General features: G+C 36.5%; 23 protein-coding genes. 19 read left to right on the top strand and 4 right to left on the bottom strand.

Annotated elements, in window-relative coordinates; translation table 11 throughout:
• Positions 1–173: 173 nt before the first annotated feature.
• A complete protein-coding gene (locus ACZLO7_RS17995; RefSeq protein WP_464937772.1) occupies positions 174–620 on the top strand; it encodes a YlbF/YmcA family competence regulator in 447 nt (148 codons plus the stop codon).
• Between the two features lie 55 nt (positions 621–675).
• On the opposite strand, the gene ACZLO7_RS17990 is transcribed toward ACZLO7_RS17995, so the two are convergent.
• Positions 676–1,575 carry a glycerophosphodiester phosphodiesterase family protein gene (locus tag ACZLO7_RS17990; protein WP_464937771.1) on the bottom strand — a complete coding sequence of 300 codons (900 nt, stop codon included), beginning with the start codon at positions 1,573–1,575 and terminating at the stop codon, positions 676–678.
• Between the two features lie 130 nt (positions 1,576–1,705).
• On the opposite strand from ACZLO7_RS17990, the gene ACZLO7_RS17985 reads away from it, so the two are divergent.
• Complete coding sequence (locus ACZLO7_RS17985; RefSeq protein ID WP_464937770.1) at positions 1,706–1,978, top strand: YlbG family protein; 273 nt, start codon at positions 1,706–1,708, stop codon at positions 1,976–1,978.
• Positions 1,979–2,058: 80 nt separating this feature from the next.
• On the opposite strand, the gene ACZLO7_RS17980 is transcribed toward ACZLO7_RS17985, so the two are convergent.
• Positions 2,059–2,448, bottom strand: a complete 390-nt coding sequence (locus ACZLO7_RS17980) for a DUF7147 family protein (protein ID WP_464937769.1) — start codon at positions 2,446–2,448, stop codon at positions 2,059–2,061.
• Between the two features lie 55 nt (positions 2,449–2,503).
• Here ACZLO7_RS17980 and ACZLO7_RS17975 point away from each other — a divergent pair, with 55 nt between their 5' ends.
• The 3 genes from ACZLO7_RS17975 to coaD are packed head-to-tail and all read left to right on the top strand — an operon-like array spanning position 2,504 to position 5,020.
• A complete protein-coding gene (locus ACZLO7_RS17975) occupies positions 2,504–3,925 on the top strand; it encodes a hypothetical protein (RefSeq protein WP_464937768.1) in 1,422 nt (473 codons plus the stop codon).
• Positions 3,926–3,966: 41 nt separating this feature from the next.
• On the top strand, positions 3,967–4,542 hold the full coding sequence (rsmD, locus tag ACZLO7_RS17970) for a 16S rRNA (guanine(966)-N(2))-methyltransferase RsmD (RefSeq protein WP_464937767.1): 576 nt from the start codon (positions 3,967–3,969) through the stop codon (positions 4,540–4,542).
• On the top strand, positions 4,535–5,020 hold the full coding sequence (gene coaD, locus ACZLO7_RS17965; protein WP_464937766.1) for a pantetheine-phosphate adenylyltransferase: 486 nt from the start codon (positions 4,535–4,537) through the stop codon (positions 5,018–5,020). Before rsmD ends, coaD begins: the two co-directional genes overlap by 8 nt.
• Before the next feature lie 53 nt (positions 5,021–5,073).
• Here coaD and ACZLO7_RS17960 read toward each other — a convergent pair whose 3' ends face one another.
• Positions 5,074–5,982 (bottom strand): hypothetical protein, encoded by a 909-nt coding sequence (locus tag ACZLO7_RS17960; protein ID WP_464937765.1) that lies wholly within the window; start codon positions 5,980–5,982, stop codon positions 5,074–5,076.
• Positions 5,983–6,095: 113 nt separating this feature from the next.
• Between ACZLO7_RS17960 and ACZLO7_RS17955 the strand changes: the two genes are divergently transcribed.
• Positions 6,096–7,151: a SepM family pheromone-processing serine protease gene (locus ACZLO7_RS17955; protein ID WP_464937901.1), complete on the top strand. Its 1,056-nt coding sequence runs from the start codon at positions 6,096–6,098 to the stop codon at positions 7,149–7,151.
• A 3-nt stretch (positions 7,152–7,154) separates the two neighbouring features.
• Here the strand turns inward: ACZLO7_RS17955 and ACZLO7_RS17950 are convergent, their stop codons facing one another.
• Entirely contained in the window at positions 7,155–8,366 is a 1,212-nt protein-coding gene (locus tag ACZLO7_RS17950; RefSeq protein WP_464937764.1) for a nucleotidyltransferase, read from the bottom strand.
• 126 nt (positions 8,367–8,492) lie between these two features.
• On the opposite strand from ACZLO7_RS17950, the gene ACZLO7_RS17945 reads away from it, so the two are divergent.
• The 13 genes from ACZLO7_RS17945 (at position 8,493) to ftsL (ending at position 19,619) form a co-directional block, all read left to right on the top strand.
• Complete coding sequence (locus ACZLO7_RS17945; protein ID WP_464937763.1) at positions 8,493–9,026, top strand: YceD family protein; 534 nt, start codon at positions 8,493–8,495, stop codon at positions 9,024–9,026.
• Positions 9,027–9,050: 24 nt separating this feature from the next.
• Positions 9,051–9,224, top strand: coding sequence for a 50S ribosomal protein L32 (gene rpmF / locus ACZLO7_RS17940; protein ID WP_038183775.1), 174 nt, complete (start codon positions 9,051–9,053; stop codon positions 9,222–9,224).
• A gap of 682 nt (positions 9,225–9,906) precedes the next feature.
• Positions 9,907–10,668 carry an enoyl-CoA hydratase/isomerase family protein gene (locus ACZLO7_RS17935; RefSeq protein WP_464937761.1) on the top strand — a complete coding sequence of 254 codons (762 nt, stop codon included), beginning with the start codon at positions 9,907–9,909 and terminating at the stop codon, positions 10,666–10,668.
• Positions 10,669–10,711: 43 nt separating this feature from the next.
• Positions 10,712–11,098, top strand: a complete 387-nt coding sequence (locus ACZLO7_RS17930) for a transcriptional regulator (protein ID WP_464937760.1) — start codon at positions 10,712–10,714, stop codon at positions 11,096–11,098.
• 197 nt (positions 11,099–11,295) lie between these two features.
• A complete protein-coding gene (locus tag ACZLO7_RS17925) occupies positions 11,296–12,666 on the top strand; it encodes an acetyl-CoA carboxylase biotin carboxylase subunit (protein ID WP_464937759.1) in 1,371 nt (456 codons plus the stop codon).
• On the top strand, positions 12,653–12,865 hold the full coding sequence (locus tag ACZLO7_RS17920; protein ID WP_464937758.1) for an acetyl-CoA carboxylase biotin carboxyl carrier protein subunit: 213 nt from the start codon (positions 12,653–12,655) through the stop codon (positions 12,863–12,865). The genes ACZLO7_RS17925 and ACZLO7_RS17920 overlap by 14 nt, the downstream gene beginning before the upstream one ends.
• A 39-nt stretch (positions 12,866–12,904) precedes the next feature.
• Complete coding sequence (locus tag ACZLO7_RS17915) at positions 12,905–14,446, top strand: acyl-CoA carboxylase subunit beta (RefSeq protein WP_464937757.1); 1,542 nt, start codon at positions 12,905–12,907, stop codon at positions 14,444–14,446.
• A 71-nt stretch (positions 14,447–14,517) separates the two neighbouring features.
• Positions 14,518–15,420 carry a 2-dehydropantoate 2-reductase gene (locus tag ACZLO7_RS17910; RefSeq protein WP_464937756.1) on the top strand — a complete coding sequence of 301 codons (903 nt, stop codon included), beginning with the start codon at positions 14,518–14,520 and terminating at the stop codon, positions 15,418–15,420.
• Positions 15,417–15,797 (top strand): DUF3397 family protein, encoded by a 381-nt coding sequence (locus ACZLO7_RS17905; protein WP_464937755.1) that lies wholly within the window; start codon positions 15,417–15,419, stop codon positions 15,795–15,797. Before ACZLO7_RS17910 ends, ACZLO7_RS17905 begins: the two co-directional genes overlap by 4 nt.
• Positions 15,798–15,888: 91 nt before the next feature.
• Positions 15,889–17,505, top strand: coding sequence for a bacillithiol biosynthesis cysteine-adding enzyme BshC (bshC, locus tag ACZLO7_RS17900; protein WP_464937754.1), 1,617 nt, complete (start codon positions 15,889–15,891; stop codon positions 17,503–17,505).
• A 329-nt stretch (positions 17,506–17,834) separates the two neighbouring features.
• Positions 17,835–18,266, top strand: coding sequence for a division/cell wall cluster transcriptional repressor MraZ (gene mraZ, locus ACZLO7_RS17895; protein WP_464937753.1), 432 nt, complete (start codon positions 17,835–17,837; stop codon positions 18,264–18,266).
• A 23-nt stretch (positions 18,267–18,289) separates the two neighbouring features.
• Entirely contained in the window at positions 18,290–19,237 is a 948-nt protein-coding gene (gene rsmH / locus ACZLO7_RS17890) for a 16S rRNA (cytosine(1402)-N(4))-methyltransferase RsmH (protein ID WP_464937752.1), read from the top strand.
• Between the two features lie 4 nt (positions 19,238–19,241).
• Positions 19,242–19,619: a cell division protein FtsL gene (ftsL, locus tag ACZLO7_RS17885; protein WP_464937751.1), complete on the top strand. Its 378-nt coding sequence runs from the start codon at positions 19,242–19,244 to the stop codon at positions 19,617–19,619.
• The last annotated feature ends 22 nt before the right edge of the window (positions 19,620–19,641 follow it).

Here is a 19,641-nt window from a genome sequence, read left to right as displayed (position 1 = left end):
TTTTCCGCATTTATCAATAAGTCATGCTTATTGATAAAATAATTGCGATTTCTAATAAGTGGGGATGAGTGAAAAACTAAGAGGTTTTAATTACTAACTTATTTTTTCCAATCGCTAACTTAACAAAAAAACAATAAATCTGTTATGATAAGAATGGAATGGGGGAATGAAATATGATGATGACTTCAGAGTGGGCACAAATCCTTGATGAAGTAGATGTTCTGAGTAATATGATACGATCCTCCAAAGAAATAGCAACGTTGCAGCATGCCTACAACAGTGTTTATTCCGATGTTGAACTTGTAGAAGAAATTGCTTCATTCCAACGAATGAAAGAGCAATACGAGGATGTTCAACGTTTTGGGAAGTATCATCCAGATTACCAAACAATTATGAAATCGATTCGTTTACAAAAACGGAAACTCGATTTAAACGATAAAATAGCAGCCTTAAAAGTTGCCGAAAATGATTATCAAGATTTACTTGATGAAATTAGCTTATTAATTGGCAAAACGGTATCGGAGGCTGTAAAAGTACCGGTTAGTAACCCATTCTTAAACGCTAGCTCTTCATGTGGTTCGGGTTGTGGAACTGGCGGTAGCTGTTCTTGTTCAGCATAATAAAAGAGACTTATACGAGTTTTGTATAAGTCTCTTTTGTTTTTTTATAACTCTGTTATCCATTTAATAGTTCAATTGCTATATCAGGGCGATCAGTGACAATACCTTTAGCACCGACTGCGAGTAATTGTTCCATAGTTGATACGTCATTAATTGTCCAATAATGTACTGGAATATTTAAATTCTCTAGGAAACGTATAAAGTTAGCATTATCTAAAGCGAATACACCAAATTTTGATGGAATTTGGAATACGTCAACTTTTGGATGGTATAGATGACCGAATTGACTAGTAAATGAAGTATAAGCCTTTTTCACTTCACCTTGACCAGCACCTAAAGCGACCTTATTTTGAGCGTAAAGATTGAATCGATCGATTTGTTCGTCGAAGAAGCTTGTCACAACAACACGATTTTCGACTCCTAATTCTTCGATTAAACGCCAAAGTTTAGAAGGCATTAGTCCTCCCTCATATGTATCTGGCGCATCTTTCATATCAATATTTACGAGCATTTGAGGGAAATCTTCTAACAATGAACGTAAAGTAACTATTGATTGTTTTTCCTCTCGATATGGTAAGTAACCATCCAAATCAACAAAATTATAGCCAAAGTTTAATAAATGTAATTCTTCTAAAGTTAAATCTGCTACGCGACCTGTTCCGTCACAAGTACGATCAACATACTCATCATGGACAACAACGATTTCTTCATCTTTAGTTAAACGAATATCGATTTCGAAGCCGTGAACACCAAGTTCTGCTGCTTTGTGGAATGCAGCCATCGTATGTTCTGGTGCTAAATGTGAGCCGCCACGATGTGCCAGTACAATAGGGTGTTCATATTGTAATGCATCTTTATCGCTTCGTTTTTGAGGTTTTGAAAGAGCTTTTGTACCTGCCCATGCTGCTGCGCTTGCCGCTGCAATTGCGATTGCAACTTTCGTTTTCTTTCCCATAATAGTCCTCCTCTAAATGCAGACTTCTAATTTTATTATAACGGATAAACCATATCTCTGTCAGCTAAACTTGGTTGCGGTTGAATTCCAAGCTATGGTATTCTTGTTTGTAAGAAAAGAGGGAATCCATATGAAAGACCGACAAGGCCTGATTGTGTATGTCCATCATTTAAAACAAGCAAAATCCTTGCGAAGATATGGACATGTACATTATATTTCAAGAAAATTAAAATATGTTGTACTTTATTGTGATCAAGATGAAATTGAAGTGACGATGGCCAAAATGATACGACTTCCGTATGTTAAAAATGTAGTGCCCTCATATCGTCCTTTTGTATCAACTGAGTTCGAAAATGCGAAACCTGATAAGGCAAAAGAATACGATTATAAAACTGATTTATAAAACATTGGTTATATTTGTCGATAAAAAGAATATCCAGTATATTGTTGTCAAACTGAATGGAAATTGATGAAACGTATCAGTTAGTACATGGATGGGATATAATGATTGAGACGCATAATACCAATAAGATATTGGTAATAGAGAGTACTTTCTGCAAATTCGGATGAGTGTTTTACGTTTAAGGTAATTGCTTGTCTACCGATTTCAGTTATTTTCTTTTCGAATAGTTGAACTCTTTTAGAAGGCTTGGTTTGTGAATGCGAAATACCTTCTCTACAAATATAAAGTGGTGTAAATTTACTTTCACCAACTGGATTAAAAGCTACTGCAAGAGAAGCTACACTTTTGCCGTTATGTTCAGATACAAGTATGAAGGCATTACGATAGCGATGCTGATTTGTTTCGACAAGTTCGCATAGTTCAAAAACGTCACCAAAACCTTTGCCGAGTTCAATAAATTGTTGAATCATTGTTCGTACACATCCTTTCCTAACACATAGTATCATGATGCAGGAGGATTAGCACATGAAATTTGCTGCAAGCTTATTTTCAATTTTATTATTTTTAAACGGCATAATGTTAACTTTTCAGTACCATGTCTTTTCGGACCAATTGGCTGAAGAGGATAAGGCATTTAACTATGACCAAGAAATAGAAGTGAATTATCGTAAAGGAAAGTTGATAGTGAGTCATCACTTTACTGACCTACCTCAAGATAATGTGAAGCTTATTTGGCCAACCAAGAGTAAGAAAAAGGCGTGTCTCTTAGATGATGTCAAAAGTTGCGAACGCTTAAATGACCAACTTACTCAGCTAAAAGCGGGAGATGAAGAGAAACAATCTGTCTCTTATGAGATTCCAGTATCTAAAAAAGGGCTTACTTCAGGTGAAATTTTACGTAATATTTTTTTAACTTTACAAAATGGGAACCCAGTTCATACACAAGTTCACATTTCTGATGAAACGAAATCGGGTGGTCAATGGTTCACTGGTCTACAATTAGTAGGTCAAAAAACACTTGATCTAGTAGATTATTCAATGTTTAGTGGTTATGGAGCAGTGACAGATCTATATTGGCAAAAACACAAGTTAAAAACTGTCTTTGAAAATGAGCAAGTTACGTTATATAGTGACAAGGCAATATCGAAGGATTTAAAAACAGATTTAGAAGACTTTTCTTTGGATGGCTTTAATCATGTAGCGATTATGCAAAGTTCCAAGAAAAATTCAGCTGGCCGCATTTTATTTGCACCCGAATTTAATGTGGGTTCCATTGAAAAGAAAATAGTCATGTCTCAAATCGGACAACAATATGACTTCGTAAGTAATAACAATTGGTTACCAATTGCGGTTGCGGCCTTTATATCAGGGAAAGAAATTGGTTCTGATAAAGCAAATGAAGTCACTCAGATTGTAAATAAGTACATGACGAACGAACAATCAAAAGCTTGGAAAAATAGTTTAATTGCTCAAAAAGGTGAACAAATCTCACCAAAACGACTCGACAAATTGTTGTCAAAAACACTTGATTTAAAAACGTCGTTTTTTGAAATGAATGACAATGATGACACTAAAATTGCTCCTTTGTTGTTTGAAGATGCGCGTGATGTATATTTGAAAGATACTGAGGATAAAGATACGCAAGTTATTTTTAAAGACGGTAGTATCTTTTATAAAGCTGTTCCCGTATTAAATGGTCTTGGTTATGAAGTAAGCGAGGGGAAAAATGGACTGTATATAGAAAGTGACACTCGAAATTTCAGATTCCCAATGACTGAGTCATTCTATGTTTATAACCAAAAACGCTACAATACCATTTCGCAACCTTTCGAAAAGTTTGGTGACGATTATTATGTGGAAGAAGCATGGCTTGTTAGATTATTCTTAGTCGATGTAGAGAAGTCAGATGACAAAATTAATATTGCGCCATCAGCTATTTTGAATTAAAATCGATTAAAAATGTAAGTAAGAGAAGGTTTGGTGAAACAATGAGAGTGATTGCTGGTGACAGAAAAGGGATGCCTTTAAAAGCGGTATCTGGCACAACCACTAGACCAACAACAGATAAAGTTAAAGAATCATTATTCAATATACTAGGTCCGTTTTTTGACGGAGGTTCCGTTTTGGACTTATTTGCAGGTAGTGGTGGACTTGGTATTGAAGCCATTAGTAGAGGTATGGATAAAGGTATTTTCATTGAAAAAGATGGACGTGCCTTCCAAAATCTAAAAGAAAACATACAAAAATGTCGTTATGAAGAGCAAACTGAGCTTTTTCGGAACGATGCGGTTAGAGCTATGAAAGCCCTTATAAAAAAAGGGGTGCAAGTTGACTTGATCTTTTTAGATCCACCTTATAAAAAACGAGAATATTATGATTTAGTAGAAGAAATAGTATCGAATAATGTTATCTCAAGCTCAGGTACGATTGTTTGTGAGCATGATCGTGATACGGATTTACCAGACAACTTCCTACATTTCGAGAAAATACGTGAAGAGAGTTATGGTAGCATTATTATTTCATTATATCGTTCTGTGAAGGAAGAAGGAGAATCCATTGAATAAAATTGCTGTTGTACCAGGGACTTTTGATCCAATTACGAACGGACATTTAGATATTATAAAACGTGCCGCCGATATTTTTGATGAAGTTTATGTTGCTGTGATGAATAATTCCTCGAAAAAACCATTATTTAATGTGGATGAAAGAATGGATTTAATTACACAAGTAACGTTCGACATGCCTAATGTTAAAGTGGATTCATCTTCTGGGTTATTAATCGACTATGCAAAAAAACGAAATGCAGATGCTATAGTACGTGGTTTACGTGCAGTTTCTGACTTTGAGTATGAAATGCAGATAACATCGATGAACCGCTTCCTTGACGAGCAAATTGAAACGTTTTTCATTATGACGAAAAACCAGTACTCATTTTTAAGTTCTAGTATTGTTAAAGAAGTATCACAATATGGTGGAGATATCCATGGTCTAGTACCAGATATCGTTGAATTTGCATTAAAAGAAAAATTCAACTCGAAATAAAGTAAGGCTGTTTTATGATATATATCATAAAACAGCCTTTTTTGCGGTGATTTTCACAAGAAAATAATCCAGTACATTAGAGGGATTACAGGTACCATAATTAGTCGCATTAAAAAGTATGGAACAAGAGGGATATCAGCATCCTTTGCTAAAACAGCAACTTGCAAATGAATACTCAAACCTTGTATCGTTAAAATAGTTATGAGCCATAAAGGTAAATAAGGAGAACTAGCAAATGATTGTGTTGCAATATGTAAACTAGATGTCATCTCTAACACTGCATATAATGAAACTGCCAAAATTGTAGGCAAATCGTGAAACAAATGAAGTAATGTTTTTGCAATCACATGACTAATTGTTGTGAAAAATATGACAGTTGTGCCAACTAAAAGGACAGTAGGAATACTACCTTTCATACTTTCAATTAATGGAAATGGGTCGCGTTTTACTTCCTTTTTCGCAGTTATTGTTTCAGTAGGTCGTTTAGAAAATAATATGAAAATGCCAAGGATCAATAAATTTACACTGTGCATTAGCAGTAATATTTGCCAACCAATTGTGGCGTTTTTAAGTAATTCATAACCAACAAAACCGATCATAAAGAGTGGGCTAGGGGCATGACAAATAGCAAGTAGAAACTTACTTTCTCGCAGTGTTAATTGTTGTTCCTTTGTCATAAAGGCAATTGTCGCAGCACCAGTTGGAAATCCTCCTAATGCACTTATGCCATATGCTTTCAAGTAAAGAGCTGTCTTAGAAGAATTACTACCACCTTTATTTGTCAGTCGTAGTAACCATTGGGTCAATATTAAATAAGGTAATAAATAAGGGAAGAGGGCGTTCATAAATAATTTAATACCAACATCTGCCCCTTCATGAGCAATACCTGGTTGCAAAAGTAATAAAGCAATAAGTACCCAACAAATAATGATGTTCATACGAGAAACGAGAATTAGCTTCACCCATTCTTATCTTTTTGTAAGTCAATTTCACATATGCTAAAATTTTTTTAAAAAATCGAACAAACCTTCTAGTGTTTCGTCATATATATAGCTTAAGAGTTTGTTAAATGGAGGTGCAAGTCTTGAATATCAAGAAATTAATAGGTTTTATAGTCATTGCTGTAATTGCGGTATTAGGTTTTGTCTATCCATTACCTTATTATATTATGCAGCCAGGTGGAGCTTATGAGCTCTCACAATTTGTAGAGGTAGAAAATGCGGATTTAGATAGCAAAGGAACAATGAGTCTAATGACGGTATCGATGTCCACAGCAACACCCTTTACTTACGCTGGTGCAAAACTAAGTAATCGAAAAGAATTACTTCCAGATACGCAAGTAAGAAGCCCACATGAAAGTGAGGATGAATATAACTTACGTCAATTAAAACTTATGACGGATTCTCAATTTAATGCCAAATATATTGCGTTCAAAAAGGCAAATAAAGATTACGAGATTCATTATAATGGCGTTTATGTTGTCTATGTTTTAGAAGCCGGTGCTAGTGATGGTATTTTAAAACCTGGTGACCAAGTGATTGGAATAGACGGGAAAAAAATTATTCGACAAACAGAGTTGATCGATTATTTGGCGGGTAAAAAATCAGGTGATAAAGTAACGCTCTCTATCATTCGAGATGAAAAAGAGCAAACTAAATCTGTTACTCTTAAAGAAATACCTGGTACAAAGGAAAAAGTAGGTATTGGGATTACTTTCACAGAAAATAAATCAATTACAACTAACCCGAACGTAAAAATAGAAGCTGATGATATTGGCGGTCCTTCTGCGGGGTTGATGTTTACTTTAGAAATCATCGATCAATTAACAGAGGGCGATTTAACAAAAGGTTATAACATAGCGGGTACAGGCGAAATGCTTGAATCAGGCGAAGTTGGTAGAATTGGTGGCATTGATAAAAAAATAATTGCTGCAGATGACGGGGGTATTGAAGTCTTCTTTGCTCCCGACGACACGATAACGGATGAAGTAAAGAAATTAAATCCAGGAATTAAAACAAATTATGAAGTAGCTGTAGAAACAGCAAAAAAAATAGACACGAAAATGAAAATCGTGCCTGTTAAAACAGTGGATGATGCATTAAATTATTTAAATGGCTTACAACAAAAATAAATTTTATACTCGAATGGGCGGGGTTTTATAATCCAAGCCCATTCTTTTTGTATTTACAGGTCCGTTAAGAGCAAGCATATACAAATCGGTGGAGTGAATATCTTGCATTAGCATGGCGTCGTCAGAGCTCGCTACACGGCTAATAATAGGTAGTTTAAATTCTTTTTTCTTTAAGGATAAATATTTTTGACCATTATTCGTCATCCCTAACAATCGAATATATGAAGGTTGCTTAAAAGATTTTAAACGTTGCCAAGTAAAGCCGGTGAAAATATGTGTTAACATACGCTGTATACGTGTCCATGTGTAACGTTTTGATTTAACTTTTTTCATAAATGCCTCAAATGACTCACTTTCTTTTGCAGAACGTAGTAGTAGATGTTCAATACCTTCTGTCACCTCAGCAAAAGATGCTAGCTCTTGTGGTGTATGACGAATGATTGTAAATCGTAACAGTGGCCAGAAAGCCTCCCAGCTTCCAAAAGTAGTATTTGATTGCTGCCATTCATCTAATCCTTTTAAAGACGCCTGAGGCATATAAGAAGCGATAGCATCAATAGAATCCTCTTTAAAAACTGCTTGTCTTATTCCAGTAGCACTAGCGATAGTTGAATCTACTTCAATCGTATCATGAAAACCTGCCTTAATACGCTGTATCGTCACAGCTTTCATATTCGAATGAATTTTATATGCTGCTTCAATATAATGAAAACCTAAAATATTATTTGGTTTTGATAAATCAACGAATGACTGTTCGTTCATTGGGACAAGCTGTTTGTATGCCGTATTTAACGCTTGAGGATAGCTCATACCTGTTTGAATAGAATCCTTTATTATCTGCTGTAAAGTATCGTTATGCTCTTGTAACAGGCTGTAACTGTTTAAAAACGGTATTATATTGCCTTCTTCGCTACCAAATGAAAAATAGTTACAGCACAGAGCATCTAATATACTTATACCACCTTTAGCAAAATCAGATGCTTGAGCGGTGGCGTACACATATGGTAGTTCTACAACAAGATCTGCACCTGAAGCGAGGGCCATTCGAGTTCTCGACCATTTATCGACAAAAGCTGGTTCACCTCTTTGTAAAAAGTGACCGCTCATCACGGCAATGACAATATCTGCATTTGTTTCTTTACGTGATTGTCTGATATGATGGAGATGGCCGTTATGAAAAGGATTGTATTCTACAATTACACCGGTTGCTATCAAATCTTCACCCCATTTACACTCTATGACGTAATTATACGGAGAGTTTGTTATAGTGACAAGAAAATATCTTGACATCTATTATTTAGCATTATATAATCAACTTTGTTGTCTTGAGGTGATAAACGTATGAAATGGGCAATCCCACAATTATCTAAATATCGCCAAAACGGGATGCCGATTGACGAATTAGTTCAATTGGATGATGTGATGAAACGTAACCCGGACATCCGTCAGATTACACCTGTTCATGTAAAAGGGCACTGCACATTTGGTGCATCCCAAATCACTTGTCATTTTCAATTGACAGGCACGCTAATACTTCCTTGTGCACGAACATGGGAAGACGTTGAGTTTTCATTTGATATTGAGTCCGACGAAATATTCAGTTGGTCAGAAACTGCTGATGAAAATGACTATGATAACCTTCACATTGTTGAAGGGGAAGTAGTAAATGTTGACCCTGTGTTAGAAGAACTAATTTTATTAGAAATTCCGATGCAAGTGTATAAAGAAGATGCGACAATTCCGGCACCTAAGAATAACTCTGATTGGAGTTTTTCAATGGAGGACGAGTTAGCCTATCGAAAACAGAATGACACAAAAAAAATAGATCCAAGACTTGCTAATTTAGCTAAGTATTTTGATCAAACAGACGAATAACCGATCTGTAAGGAGGTGCCATCGATGGCTGTACCATTTAGAAGAACTTCTAAAACTGCGAAACGTAAACGTCGCACACATTTCAAACTAGCTCTACCAGGTATGGTTGCTTGCCCAAACTGTGGTGAAAGTAAATTGGCTCACCACGTATGTAAAGCATGCGGTCAATACAAAGGTAAAGAAGTTGTGAGCAAATAATTCAGTATTTGTTCTGGGAAAGACTACTAAAGAGACCATGGCTCTCTAGTGGTCTTTTTTTTATTCTTATTCTTATTTTTATTTTTATTTTAAATGCTGAACACGCCCGTTTAGCTCCAAAAGGCAATGGAGGGCTCGAATACAAGACGCTTTTTGTCTTGTACCGAGAGACCGAAGTGACCTGAGAAGTTGAATATCTAAAGTGAAAGTCGATGACTCCTGACAAACTGCCATATGCACTTGAGAGAGGAAAGCAGTCTAAGAACTCCACTTTCTGTGGCACCACTGTGGGAACAGCGTCGTCCGGGCTTCAGTCTAGAAAAACCTCCCTCTTATTCTTATAATTAAGTTCAAATTAGTATGTCTCGTAACGCCTCAATCTAATCCATTCCACATATCGTACAGATAAAAATCACATAAGTTTCTAAAAACGCTTCTAATCAGTTAATTGAATACATAACAGCATTTGAACAATAAACAATAATAATATTCCTTTTTTGAGACTTGTAAAAATGTATCGACTAAGTAATAAACGAAAATAATAAATAAATTCTTACAGATTATTTTATGGAAAAGTTTAAAGGTTTGGTCTCGACTTGAGGGTCACATTGCACTCCACTATTAAAACAGGTATGATGATATTATTTATATTTTCTAATTATTCTAAAAGGAGTAAAGTTAAATGGCGTATCATTTTCAAGAACAAGATGGAGTATTAACATTTATAATTGATCGTCCAGAACGACGTAATGCCATAAATGATGAAGTGATGGAAGGTTTTAAAGAAGTAATTACATATGTACATGACCATGATACTGTACGTTTTTTAGTCATTACTGGAGCGGGGGATCGCGCATTTTGCTCGGGAGGGGATTTAGCGGAGTTTCATTCATTAACAACTGAAAAGCAAGCTTTTGGAATGCTAAGTAAAATGGCCAAAATTCTATATGAGTTGGCAACATTACCAGTGCCGACTATTGCCTTAGTTAATGGTGCAGCTGTTGGTGGTGGTTGTGAAATTGCGACAGCTTGTGATTTCCGTTTAGTAGCTTCTGAAGCTAAATGTGGTTTCATTCAAGGGACATTAGCAATTACTTCTGGATGGGGTGGAGGAACATATTTATTTGAGCGTGGATTACGCCATGATCGTGCCTTGAAAATGTTAGTGGATGCTAAAGCTTATCAAGCTGAACATTTATATGAAATTGGTTGGGCTATGCGCGTATTTGAAGGAGCTAAAGAAGAAGCGCTTGAGACGTTTATCGCAGACATGCGTAAAATTCATCCTTCAGTACATAAAGCATATAAAGAAATGGAACTTCGCAAATGGAAGGAAATGCGTTTATTTGATCGCGTAATGGAGGAAGTTCAAACTTGCGCGAAATTGTGGGAAAGTGACGCACATCACGAAGCTGTAAATCGTTTTCTATCAAAATCAAAATAACTTCTAAAATTGAAAAACTCGCATATAGTAATAAAAATGCGAGGTGATTGAGATAGAAGTTAAAAAAAGAAAAGATCAATGGTTAGCGGTTGATGATGCACGTTTGGTGGAAATTATATTAATGGCAGTTCGTGAAGGTCGCTCACAGCTAGCAGGTTTTGAAGAAGCAGCTGAGGAGTTAGGTCGTACAAAGCAAGCTTGTGGTTTTCGATGGAATAAAACACTAAGAGCGCAATATGAAGTAGAATTGGAAGATGCTAAAACTAGACCAAAGCAAATGATGCGTTCGCATCTAAAACAAGCGCTTATGAGCTTTGATCAATTATCAGAGGCTTATCATTCATTGAAGAAATCTCATGAAACATTAAAGCATGAGCATGACGAGCTAGTAAAATGGCTCGAACAAGGTTTAGAGAAGGTTAAACAATAAAAGCACACTTGAATATTTCGTACGGAAGATCATTCTGAAGTTATTTTGGAATGGTCTTTTTATTGTGCAGAAAATCACAAAGAAGAAAAAATACTCAATAATAAGTAAAATTTGCTAGTTAATAGTTGAAATCGCTTTCTTATTTCGTTTAGACTAATAAGGAAAGGGAGAAACGGTTCAAGCAAAGGGGGATGAATATGCGCAAAGTTCTAATTGCTAATCGAGGGGAAATTGCGAGAAGAATTATATTAACGTGCCACAAGCTAGGTATTGAAACGGTTGCTATCTATTCAGATGCAGATCAAGATTTACCTTTCGTTAAAGAAGCGACGACTGCTGTTCGTATAGGTGAAAACCAGGTTGCTCAGTCTTATTTGAAGGCAGATGATATTATTCAACTTGCCATAGAGCATCAAGTAAGTGATATTCATCCAGGTTATGGGTTGCTATCAGAAAACGCAGATTTTGCTAGAAAAGTAGAGGCTGCGGGAATTCGCTGGATTGGTCCAAATGCAGATATAATTGAGCAATTGGGTGATAAAATTCGAGCACGACAAACGATGAAAAGCGCTGGTGTTCCAGTTGTACCAGGTTCAGATGAAGGTCTAGCTTCATTAGAAGAGGCATTGCAATTTGCAAATTTAATTGGATACCCTGTCATGCTGAAGGCATCAGCTGGTGGTGGCGGTATTGGCATGGTTTGCTGTGAAGATGAGCAAGCGCTCAGTCATAGTTTTGAAAATGTAAAAAAACGTGCAAAATCGTATTTTAATAATGACCTTGTTTTTATCGAGAAGTATATTCCAAATGCTCGCCATATTGAAGTTCAGATTTTCGGTGATGATGTTGGAAACGTCGTTCATTTATTTGAGAGGAATTGTTCAATTCAACGACGTCACCAAAAAGTTATTGAAGAATCACCATCACCTCATTTTCCAGAAGCAGAGCGTGTAAATCTATTGCAAGCCGCTGTGGATGCTGCAAAAGCTGTAAGTTATACAAATGCTGGAACTGTAGAGTTTATCGTGGATGAGGAAAATCAATTTTATTTTCTAGAGATGAATACACGCTTACAAGTAGAGCATCCAGTAACTGAGGCGATTACCGGTTTGGATCTTGTTGAATGGCAATTGCAAGTAGCAGAAGGCAAGACATTACCTGTAAAAGACCAAGCAGCTATAAAGAGCACTGGTCATGCAATTGAATATCGCATTTACGCTGAGGATCCAGAGAAGTTTTTACCATCACCGGGTAAGTTGCAAGTATTAATGTTCCCGGAAAGTGGTGATCACCGTATTGATAGTGGGTATATTGAAGGGAATAGAGTATCGCCGTTCTATGATCCGCTTATTGCGAAGCTTGTCGTGTTTGGGGAAACAAGAGAGCAAGCATTAGCCAATTCTGAAACGGTTATCAAGGACATAGATATACAAGGGGTAAAATCAAATCTTTTATTATTTGAACGCTTATTACAAGAAGAAATGTTTCAATCAGGGGTTTATCATACAAGTTCGCTAACAGAATGGTTAGCCAATCACAAAGGGGATAAAATTTATGGGAGAAATTAAAGCATCAATGGCAGGTACTGTATTTCGTGTAGAGGTAAAAGAAGGAGACGAAGTAACTGCAGGTCAAACTGTCATAGTTTTAGAGTCAATGAAAATGGAAATTCCGGTAGATGTAGAAGTATCAGGCGCAGTTGTTGAAGTGAAAGTGAACGAAGGCGACTTCGTTAATGAAGATGATGTATTAGTCATCTTAGGCTAATGTAGATATAAGCGTCGAACACAAAGGGGAGGCCGTAATATGACTGATCAAACAGTATATAACGAACGTCTAGCTGACAAACTTGAGGGGATTTTTGCAGGTGGACATCCGAAATATCATGAAAAATTAAAAGAAACAAATAAATTGTTCGTCCGAGATCGTTTAGCGCTTCTTTTTGATGAAGGTGAGTATGAAGAGGATGGACGTTTTGCGAATTGTGAAGCAGGTGATTTACCAGCGGATGGCGTGGTCACTGCTATGGGGAAGGTAAATGGCCGAACGGTATGCGTCATGGCAAATGATTCAACTATTAAAGCGGGGTCATGGGGTTCTCGAACTGTGGAGAAAATTATTCGTATCCAAGAGGTAGCGGAGAAAAACCAAGTTCCTATGATTTATTTAGTAGATTCAGCTGGAGCACGTATTACGGATCAATTGGAAATGTTCCCTGGGCGTCGTGGAGCAGGTCGTATTTTCCATAATCAGGTGAGAATGTCAGGGATGATTCCGCAAATTTGTTTGTTGTTTGGTCCCTCTGCTGCAGGTGGAGCATACATACCAGCATTTTGTGATATCGTTGTTATGGTAGATGGTAATGCTTCGATGTACTTAGGTTCGCCACGTATGGCTGAGAAGGTTATTGGTGAAAAGGTGTCCCTTGAGGAAATGGGTGGAGCACGTATGCACTGTACGATTAGTGGGTGTGGAGATCTCCTTGTTTCAACTGAGGAGGAAGCTATTACTGAAGCGCGTCGCTATTTAACTTACTTTCCCGAAAACTTCGCCAATAAGCCTGCGGTTGTTGAAGGGAAACAACCTAAACAAGGGCGCACATTAGAAGAAATAATTCCCGAAAACCAAAATGCGCCATTTGATATGTATGAAGCGATCGACCAATTAATTGATGAAGGAAGTTTTTTTGAAATAAAAAAACTATTTGCACAGGAATTGATAACTGGTTTGGCGCGTATGAATGGTCAAGCGGTGGGAATTATTGCGAACCAACCGAAGGCTAAGGGTGGCGTCTTATTTGTTGATTCAGCAGATAAGGCGGCTAAATTTATTAATTTATGTGATGCATTTTCAATTCCATTATTATTCTTAGCCGATGTGCCAGGGTTCATGATTGGTACAAAAGTAGAACGTGCGGGTATTATCCGCCATGGTGCAAAACTAATTTCTGCGATGAGCTCTGCAACGGTACCGAAAATTTCAGTAGTGGTGCGTAAAGCTTATGGAGCGGGATTATACGCTATGTGCGGTCCTGCATTTGAACCGGATGTTTGTATTGCTCTTCCAACTGCGCAAATTGCGGTAATGGGTCCAGAGGCAGCAGTTAATGCCGTTTATTCAAATAAAATTGAAGCAATTGAAGATCCGAAAGAACGAATACAATTTGTTAAAGAAAAACATGATGAGTATAAAAAGGAAATCGATATTTACAAAATGGCTTCCGAAATGATTGTAGATGAAATCGTCGCACCTAGTGATTTAAGAAAGGTCATAACAAAACGTTTGGCTTATTATGACTCAAAACAAATCTTATTGCCATATCGAAAACATCCTGTTTATCCTGTATAATAAGTGTTGCTATTGAGGTCTACCTTTATTTGGTGGGCCTCAGTCTATTTTTATTTAAAGGAGATATCGATATGCAAATTGTTGTTGTAGGTGGAGGAGCGGTTGGGTTACTGCTAGCATCCTTGCTACAAAAAGATCACACCCAAATGAATATTCTTGTTCACCGAGAAGCTCAAGCAAGTGAACTTAATGACAAAGGGCTACTGCAAATCGATGTCTTGCAACAGTCGCACCATACATATGCTAAAGCTTCGCAGGATTTTAAAGTATTTCCAACAGATGCAATATGGATAATTGCTGTAAAATATCTTCATCTTGAAAGTTTACGATCTCTATTTGATGCACTACCAGACAGCACGCCATTATTATTTATTCAAAATGGTGTGATGCATTTGCAATTTGTAAAGAGTTTGCTTCAGAAGCAAATAGCTTTTAGTTCAGTGGAGTTTGGAGCTGAGAAGTTATCGGATTCAAGCGTTGTACATAGAGGTATTGGTAAGATGAAAATAGCCTTAGGAAGAGGCGATGGTGAACCTTTTAAGGAGCTTTTTCAATTATCAAGCGATAATCTACCGATGGAATGGGTGGAAAATGCAGAACAAATGCTAATACGAAAAGCACTATTAAATTGTTTTATTAATCCACTAACGACTATACTAAATGTAAAAAATGGTTCTCTTATTACGAATGAACATAGTCTAATATTATTAGAGCGATTGTATAAAGAACTCTTGGGGGCTTTCCCAGAACAACAAGAGCAGCTTCATTTTGATGATGTAGTTGCTTTATGTACAAAAACTGCAACAAATACATCTTCTATGCTTGCAGATCGTTTGAATGGAAGAATAATGGAAGTGGGCACGATTGTTGGTGGGGTATTACAGATAGCTCAAAATCGTGGTTACGAAATGCCGATATTAGAGACACTTTATATGTTATTAATGGCATTGCAACAAGGCGGTGTAGAAAAATGATATATATATTGTCAGTTTTATTACATTTTATCTTACTTTGCCCAATCATCTTATTTATCCTTATTTATTCGCTACTTAAAAAAATGTCTAAGAAGCGAGGGAAAGTATTTGGTAGAGCAGCGGATATGACGACGTTTTTATTGTTTTTTTCTGTTCCGGAGTCTGTTCGTTTCTTATGGGGGTATGATATCGGATTTATTACTTTTATCGTTGCAATCATAATTGCGATGATATTCACGATAATTGAATGGCGTTCCACAAAAGAAATTGAAATACTACCGTTATTCCGAAAAATATGGCGTTTTTTATTTTTATTATTAACCATTACGTATGTGGTTATTTGGATCATTATAATAATTCAAAGAATCATTTTATAAGCGATGATGAACTGAGCGTATTTTTTTCAATCCAACCGACTAAAATGCTATACTCTATTGTAGTTAACAATATAGAGGAGTTTATACTAATATGAAACTGGAGCAAATAGATGTACCGGTAACAAATCAATTATTGGTAGATTATAGAGATAAAAAATCAACAATCTCATCGTTTTTCCATTATGCAAATGAAGAAAAGTCCTTTGAACAACGTTTAGAGTATCTAAAAAATCATCCGATTCGTCGAGCTGAGCTCGTAAAAGTAATCCGTGAGTTTATGGCACCATTTGAGAAAACGGTGAAAATGGAACAACATTTACAAGAATTAGAAAACAATGCGGTAGTTGTTGTTGGTGGACAACAAGCAGGCTTATTAACAGGTCCGTTATATTCTGTTCATAAGGCTATTTCTGTTTTAATATTGGCTAGAGAGCAGCGCGCAAAATTAGGTATTCCAGTTGTTCCGGTATTTTGGATTGCTGGCGAAGATCATGACATTGATGAAATAAATCATACATTTACAGCATTAAACGGTCGCTTGCAAAAGCTTATTCATCCTGACCGTTCAAAGAAAAAAACAATGGCTTCAACAACGACTTTAGATATTGAAGATACACGTAATTTTATAAAAAACGTCTTCCAACAATATGGAGAAACTGCTTACACTGATGAGTTGTTGGTGAAAATTGATGCTATTCTCGTAAAGAGTCGTACATATACTGACTTTTTCGCCCAATTAATGCACTGGTTATTCAAAGAAGAGGGATTACTTCTGTTAGATGCTGCTGATCCGTTGCTTCGTGCATATGAGGCTCCGTATTTCGAGGAATTAATCAATAACTCTGATGAAATTGCAGCTGTCGTTTCAAATCGTGAGGCGTTATTAGCTAAAAGTGGATATGGTACCCCAATTGGTGCAACAAAAGAAAATGCTAATCTGTTTTATGTCAAGGAAGGCGAGCGCTTCTTATTAGAACGTAAAGATGGTAAGTTTATCAATAACGTAGCAAATGTCCATTTTACGAAAGAAGAGATGCTACAGATAGCAACAGAACAACCTACTTGTTTAAGCAATAATGTTGTAACAAGACCACTTATGCAAGATATGGTCTTGCCTGTACTTGCATTTGTTGGTGGGCCAGGAGAGCTTGCTTATTGGTCTACATTAAAAGACGCATTTGAGTTACTTGGTATGAAGGTGCCAGTTTTTGTACCCCGTATGAATATGACACTTGTTAATCGCCAAGTTGCTCACTTATTAAAGACACATAATTTAACTATTGCTGAAGTATTAAGTGGTAAGGTGGCACAAATGCATCAGGCCTTTGTTAATGAAGTATATGATGATGCTGCAAAAGAGACTATTGAAAAAACAAAAGCGTTGTTACAGCAGCAATATGCAGAATTGCAAAAGCATTTGTATAACAATGATGTTCACCTAGATAAACTAGTAATTAAAAACCTAGATATTCATGAAAATCAATTAGATTTCCTTTTGAAAAAAATTGAAGCAGAAGTATTACTTCAACATGATGTTACTATTCGAAGATTCACCGAAATGGAAGGGCAGCTAATTCCGGAAGGTAATTTGATGGAACGTATATTCAATCCGTTCCAATATATGAATGAATATGGCGTGGCTTTAATCGATGATATTTTACAGTTACCGCTAGAAGTAAATGAATTGCATCAAGTAATATATTTATAATTTGGAATAATGTAGATTATAAAAGTGACGTTTTTTTTAATAAATATAGAATGAGTATTACCCTATTTTTAGGGTATTAAAAGCTATCTCAATTGAGATAGCTTTTTTTATTAAAAATATCAGATAAATACTACTTTATGGCATTAAAATAATAAAATAATATTAAGAAGTATGAAGTTTTTTAAACAAAAAGGGAAAAATTAGTGGAAATACCGTTGTTGATAAGGACGATTTACGCATTTTAATGTAAACGCCCTTATTTTCCAATGAATTAGTGGTGGAATGTGGGGGGATGTGGTACATTAATTTCATATAGTGGGGTGAGTAATATGTTCATGGGAGAGTATCAACATAGTATTGATGCAAAGGGCCGCTTGATTATACCTGCTAAGTTCCGTGAACACCTTACGGAAGGCTTTATTTTAACTCGAGGATTGGATAATTGCTTATTCGGGTATCCTATTTTGGAGTGGCGTAAGCTGGAAGAAAAACTGAAGCAATTACCTGTTACAAAAAAGGATGCCAGAGCTTTTACTCGTTTCTTCTTTTCAGGTGCTACAGAGGTGGAAGTGGATAAGCAAGGCCGTATTAATATCCCAAGTAACTTACTAACACACGCTAATGTTCAAAAAGATTGTGTGGTACTCGGCGTTTCTAATCGTATTGAAATTTGGTCCAAAGAATCTTGGCAAAATTATTTTGCTGAATCTGAGGAATCTTTCAATGACATTGCTGAGAATATGATTGATTTTGATATATAACCAATTTAGAGGAGGGACAAACCTTGTTTAATCATACGACTGTATTATTGAAGGAAACCGTTGATGGATTGAACGTTCGTCCTGACGGCATTTATGTAGATTGTACTTTAGGTGGAGCTGGACACAGTGAATATTTAGTTAGCCAATTATCATCAGAAGGTAGACTTATTTGCTTTGATCAAGATACTTCAGCCATTGAAAATGCAAAAGAACGTTTAGCACCTTATTTAGATAAAATAACTTTCGTACATTCAAACTTCCGTTACTTGAAGGAAGAACTAGAAGCATTAGGCATAGATAAAGTAGACGGAATTCTGTACGACTTAGGCGTATCATCTCCTCAATTAGACAACGCAGAACGAGGATTTAGTTATCATCAAGATGCGCCACTTGATATGAGAATGGATACAACTGCTGAACTTTCCGCATTCAATGTTGTGAATGAGTGGTCATTCGAAGACCTTGTACGTATTTTCTATCGATACGGTGAAGAGAAATTCTCGAAACAAATTGCTAGGAAAATTGAGGAAGCTAGAAAGACAAGCCCGATTGAAACAACGGGGGAACTAGTAGATTTAATTAAAGAAGGTATCCCAGCTGCAGCAAGACGTAAAGGTGGACACCCAGCAAAACGTGTATTCCAAGCCGTTCGAATTGCTGTAAATGACGAACTTGGAGCAGCGGAAGATTCGCTATTACAAGCACTGGAAGTCATTAATGTAGGTGGACGAGTTAGCGTCATTACGTTCCACTCATTAGAGGATAGATTATGTAAAACTATCTTCAAAGAGGCATCCTCTTTACCTGAATTACCACCAGGTTTACCAGTTATTCCTGAAGAATTAGCTCCAGGGGTAAAGCTTCTCACTCGTAAACCGATACTACCTTCAGAGCAAGAATTAGAAGAAAATAATCGAGCTCGCTCAGCAAAACTAAGAATAGCTGAAAAAATCAAAGAAAAGGGGAAGTGATCAAATGGCATTGCTTAATCGGCAACAACAACAAACGTACATCCAGCAGCCACAGCCAACAGTACCGGAGAGAACCGTCCAGCAGCCAACAACTAGACCTTCCAAACGAATCTTATCTAAGGGAGAAAGAGTTCTCCTTGTGGCCATGGTGACAGTAATAGCATTATTGTCAGTTATGAACTTAAATACGCAATCTGCAATAAATACGCAATCTGTTGAAATTCAAAATATCGAAAATAAAATTGATGAAACGAAGAAACAAAATGCGGAATTGTCCATCGAGGTAAGTGAACTCTCTACATATGAGCGTATTTGGAATAAAGCGAAAGAATTAGGCTTGAAGCTAAACGAAAAAAACGTGAAAGTAGTGTCTGGACAATGAAGAGAAAGTTTCGATTTCAATG

The organism is Viridibacillus sp. d25.2 (assembly GCF_055456015.2).
This window is presented reverse-complemented; position numbering and strand designations above follow the sequence as displayed.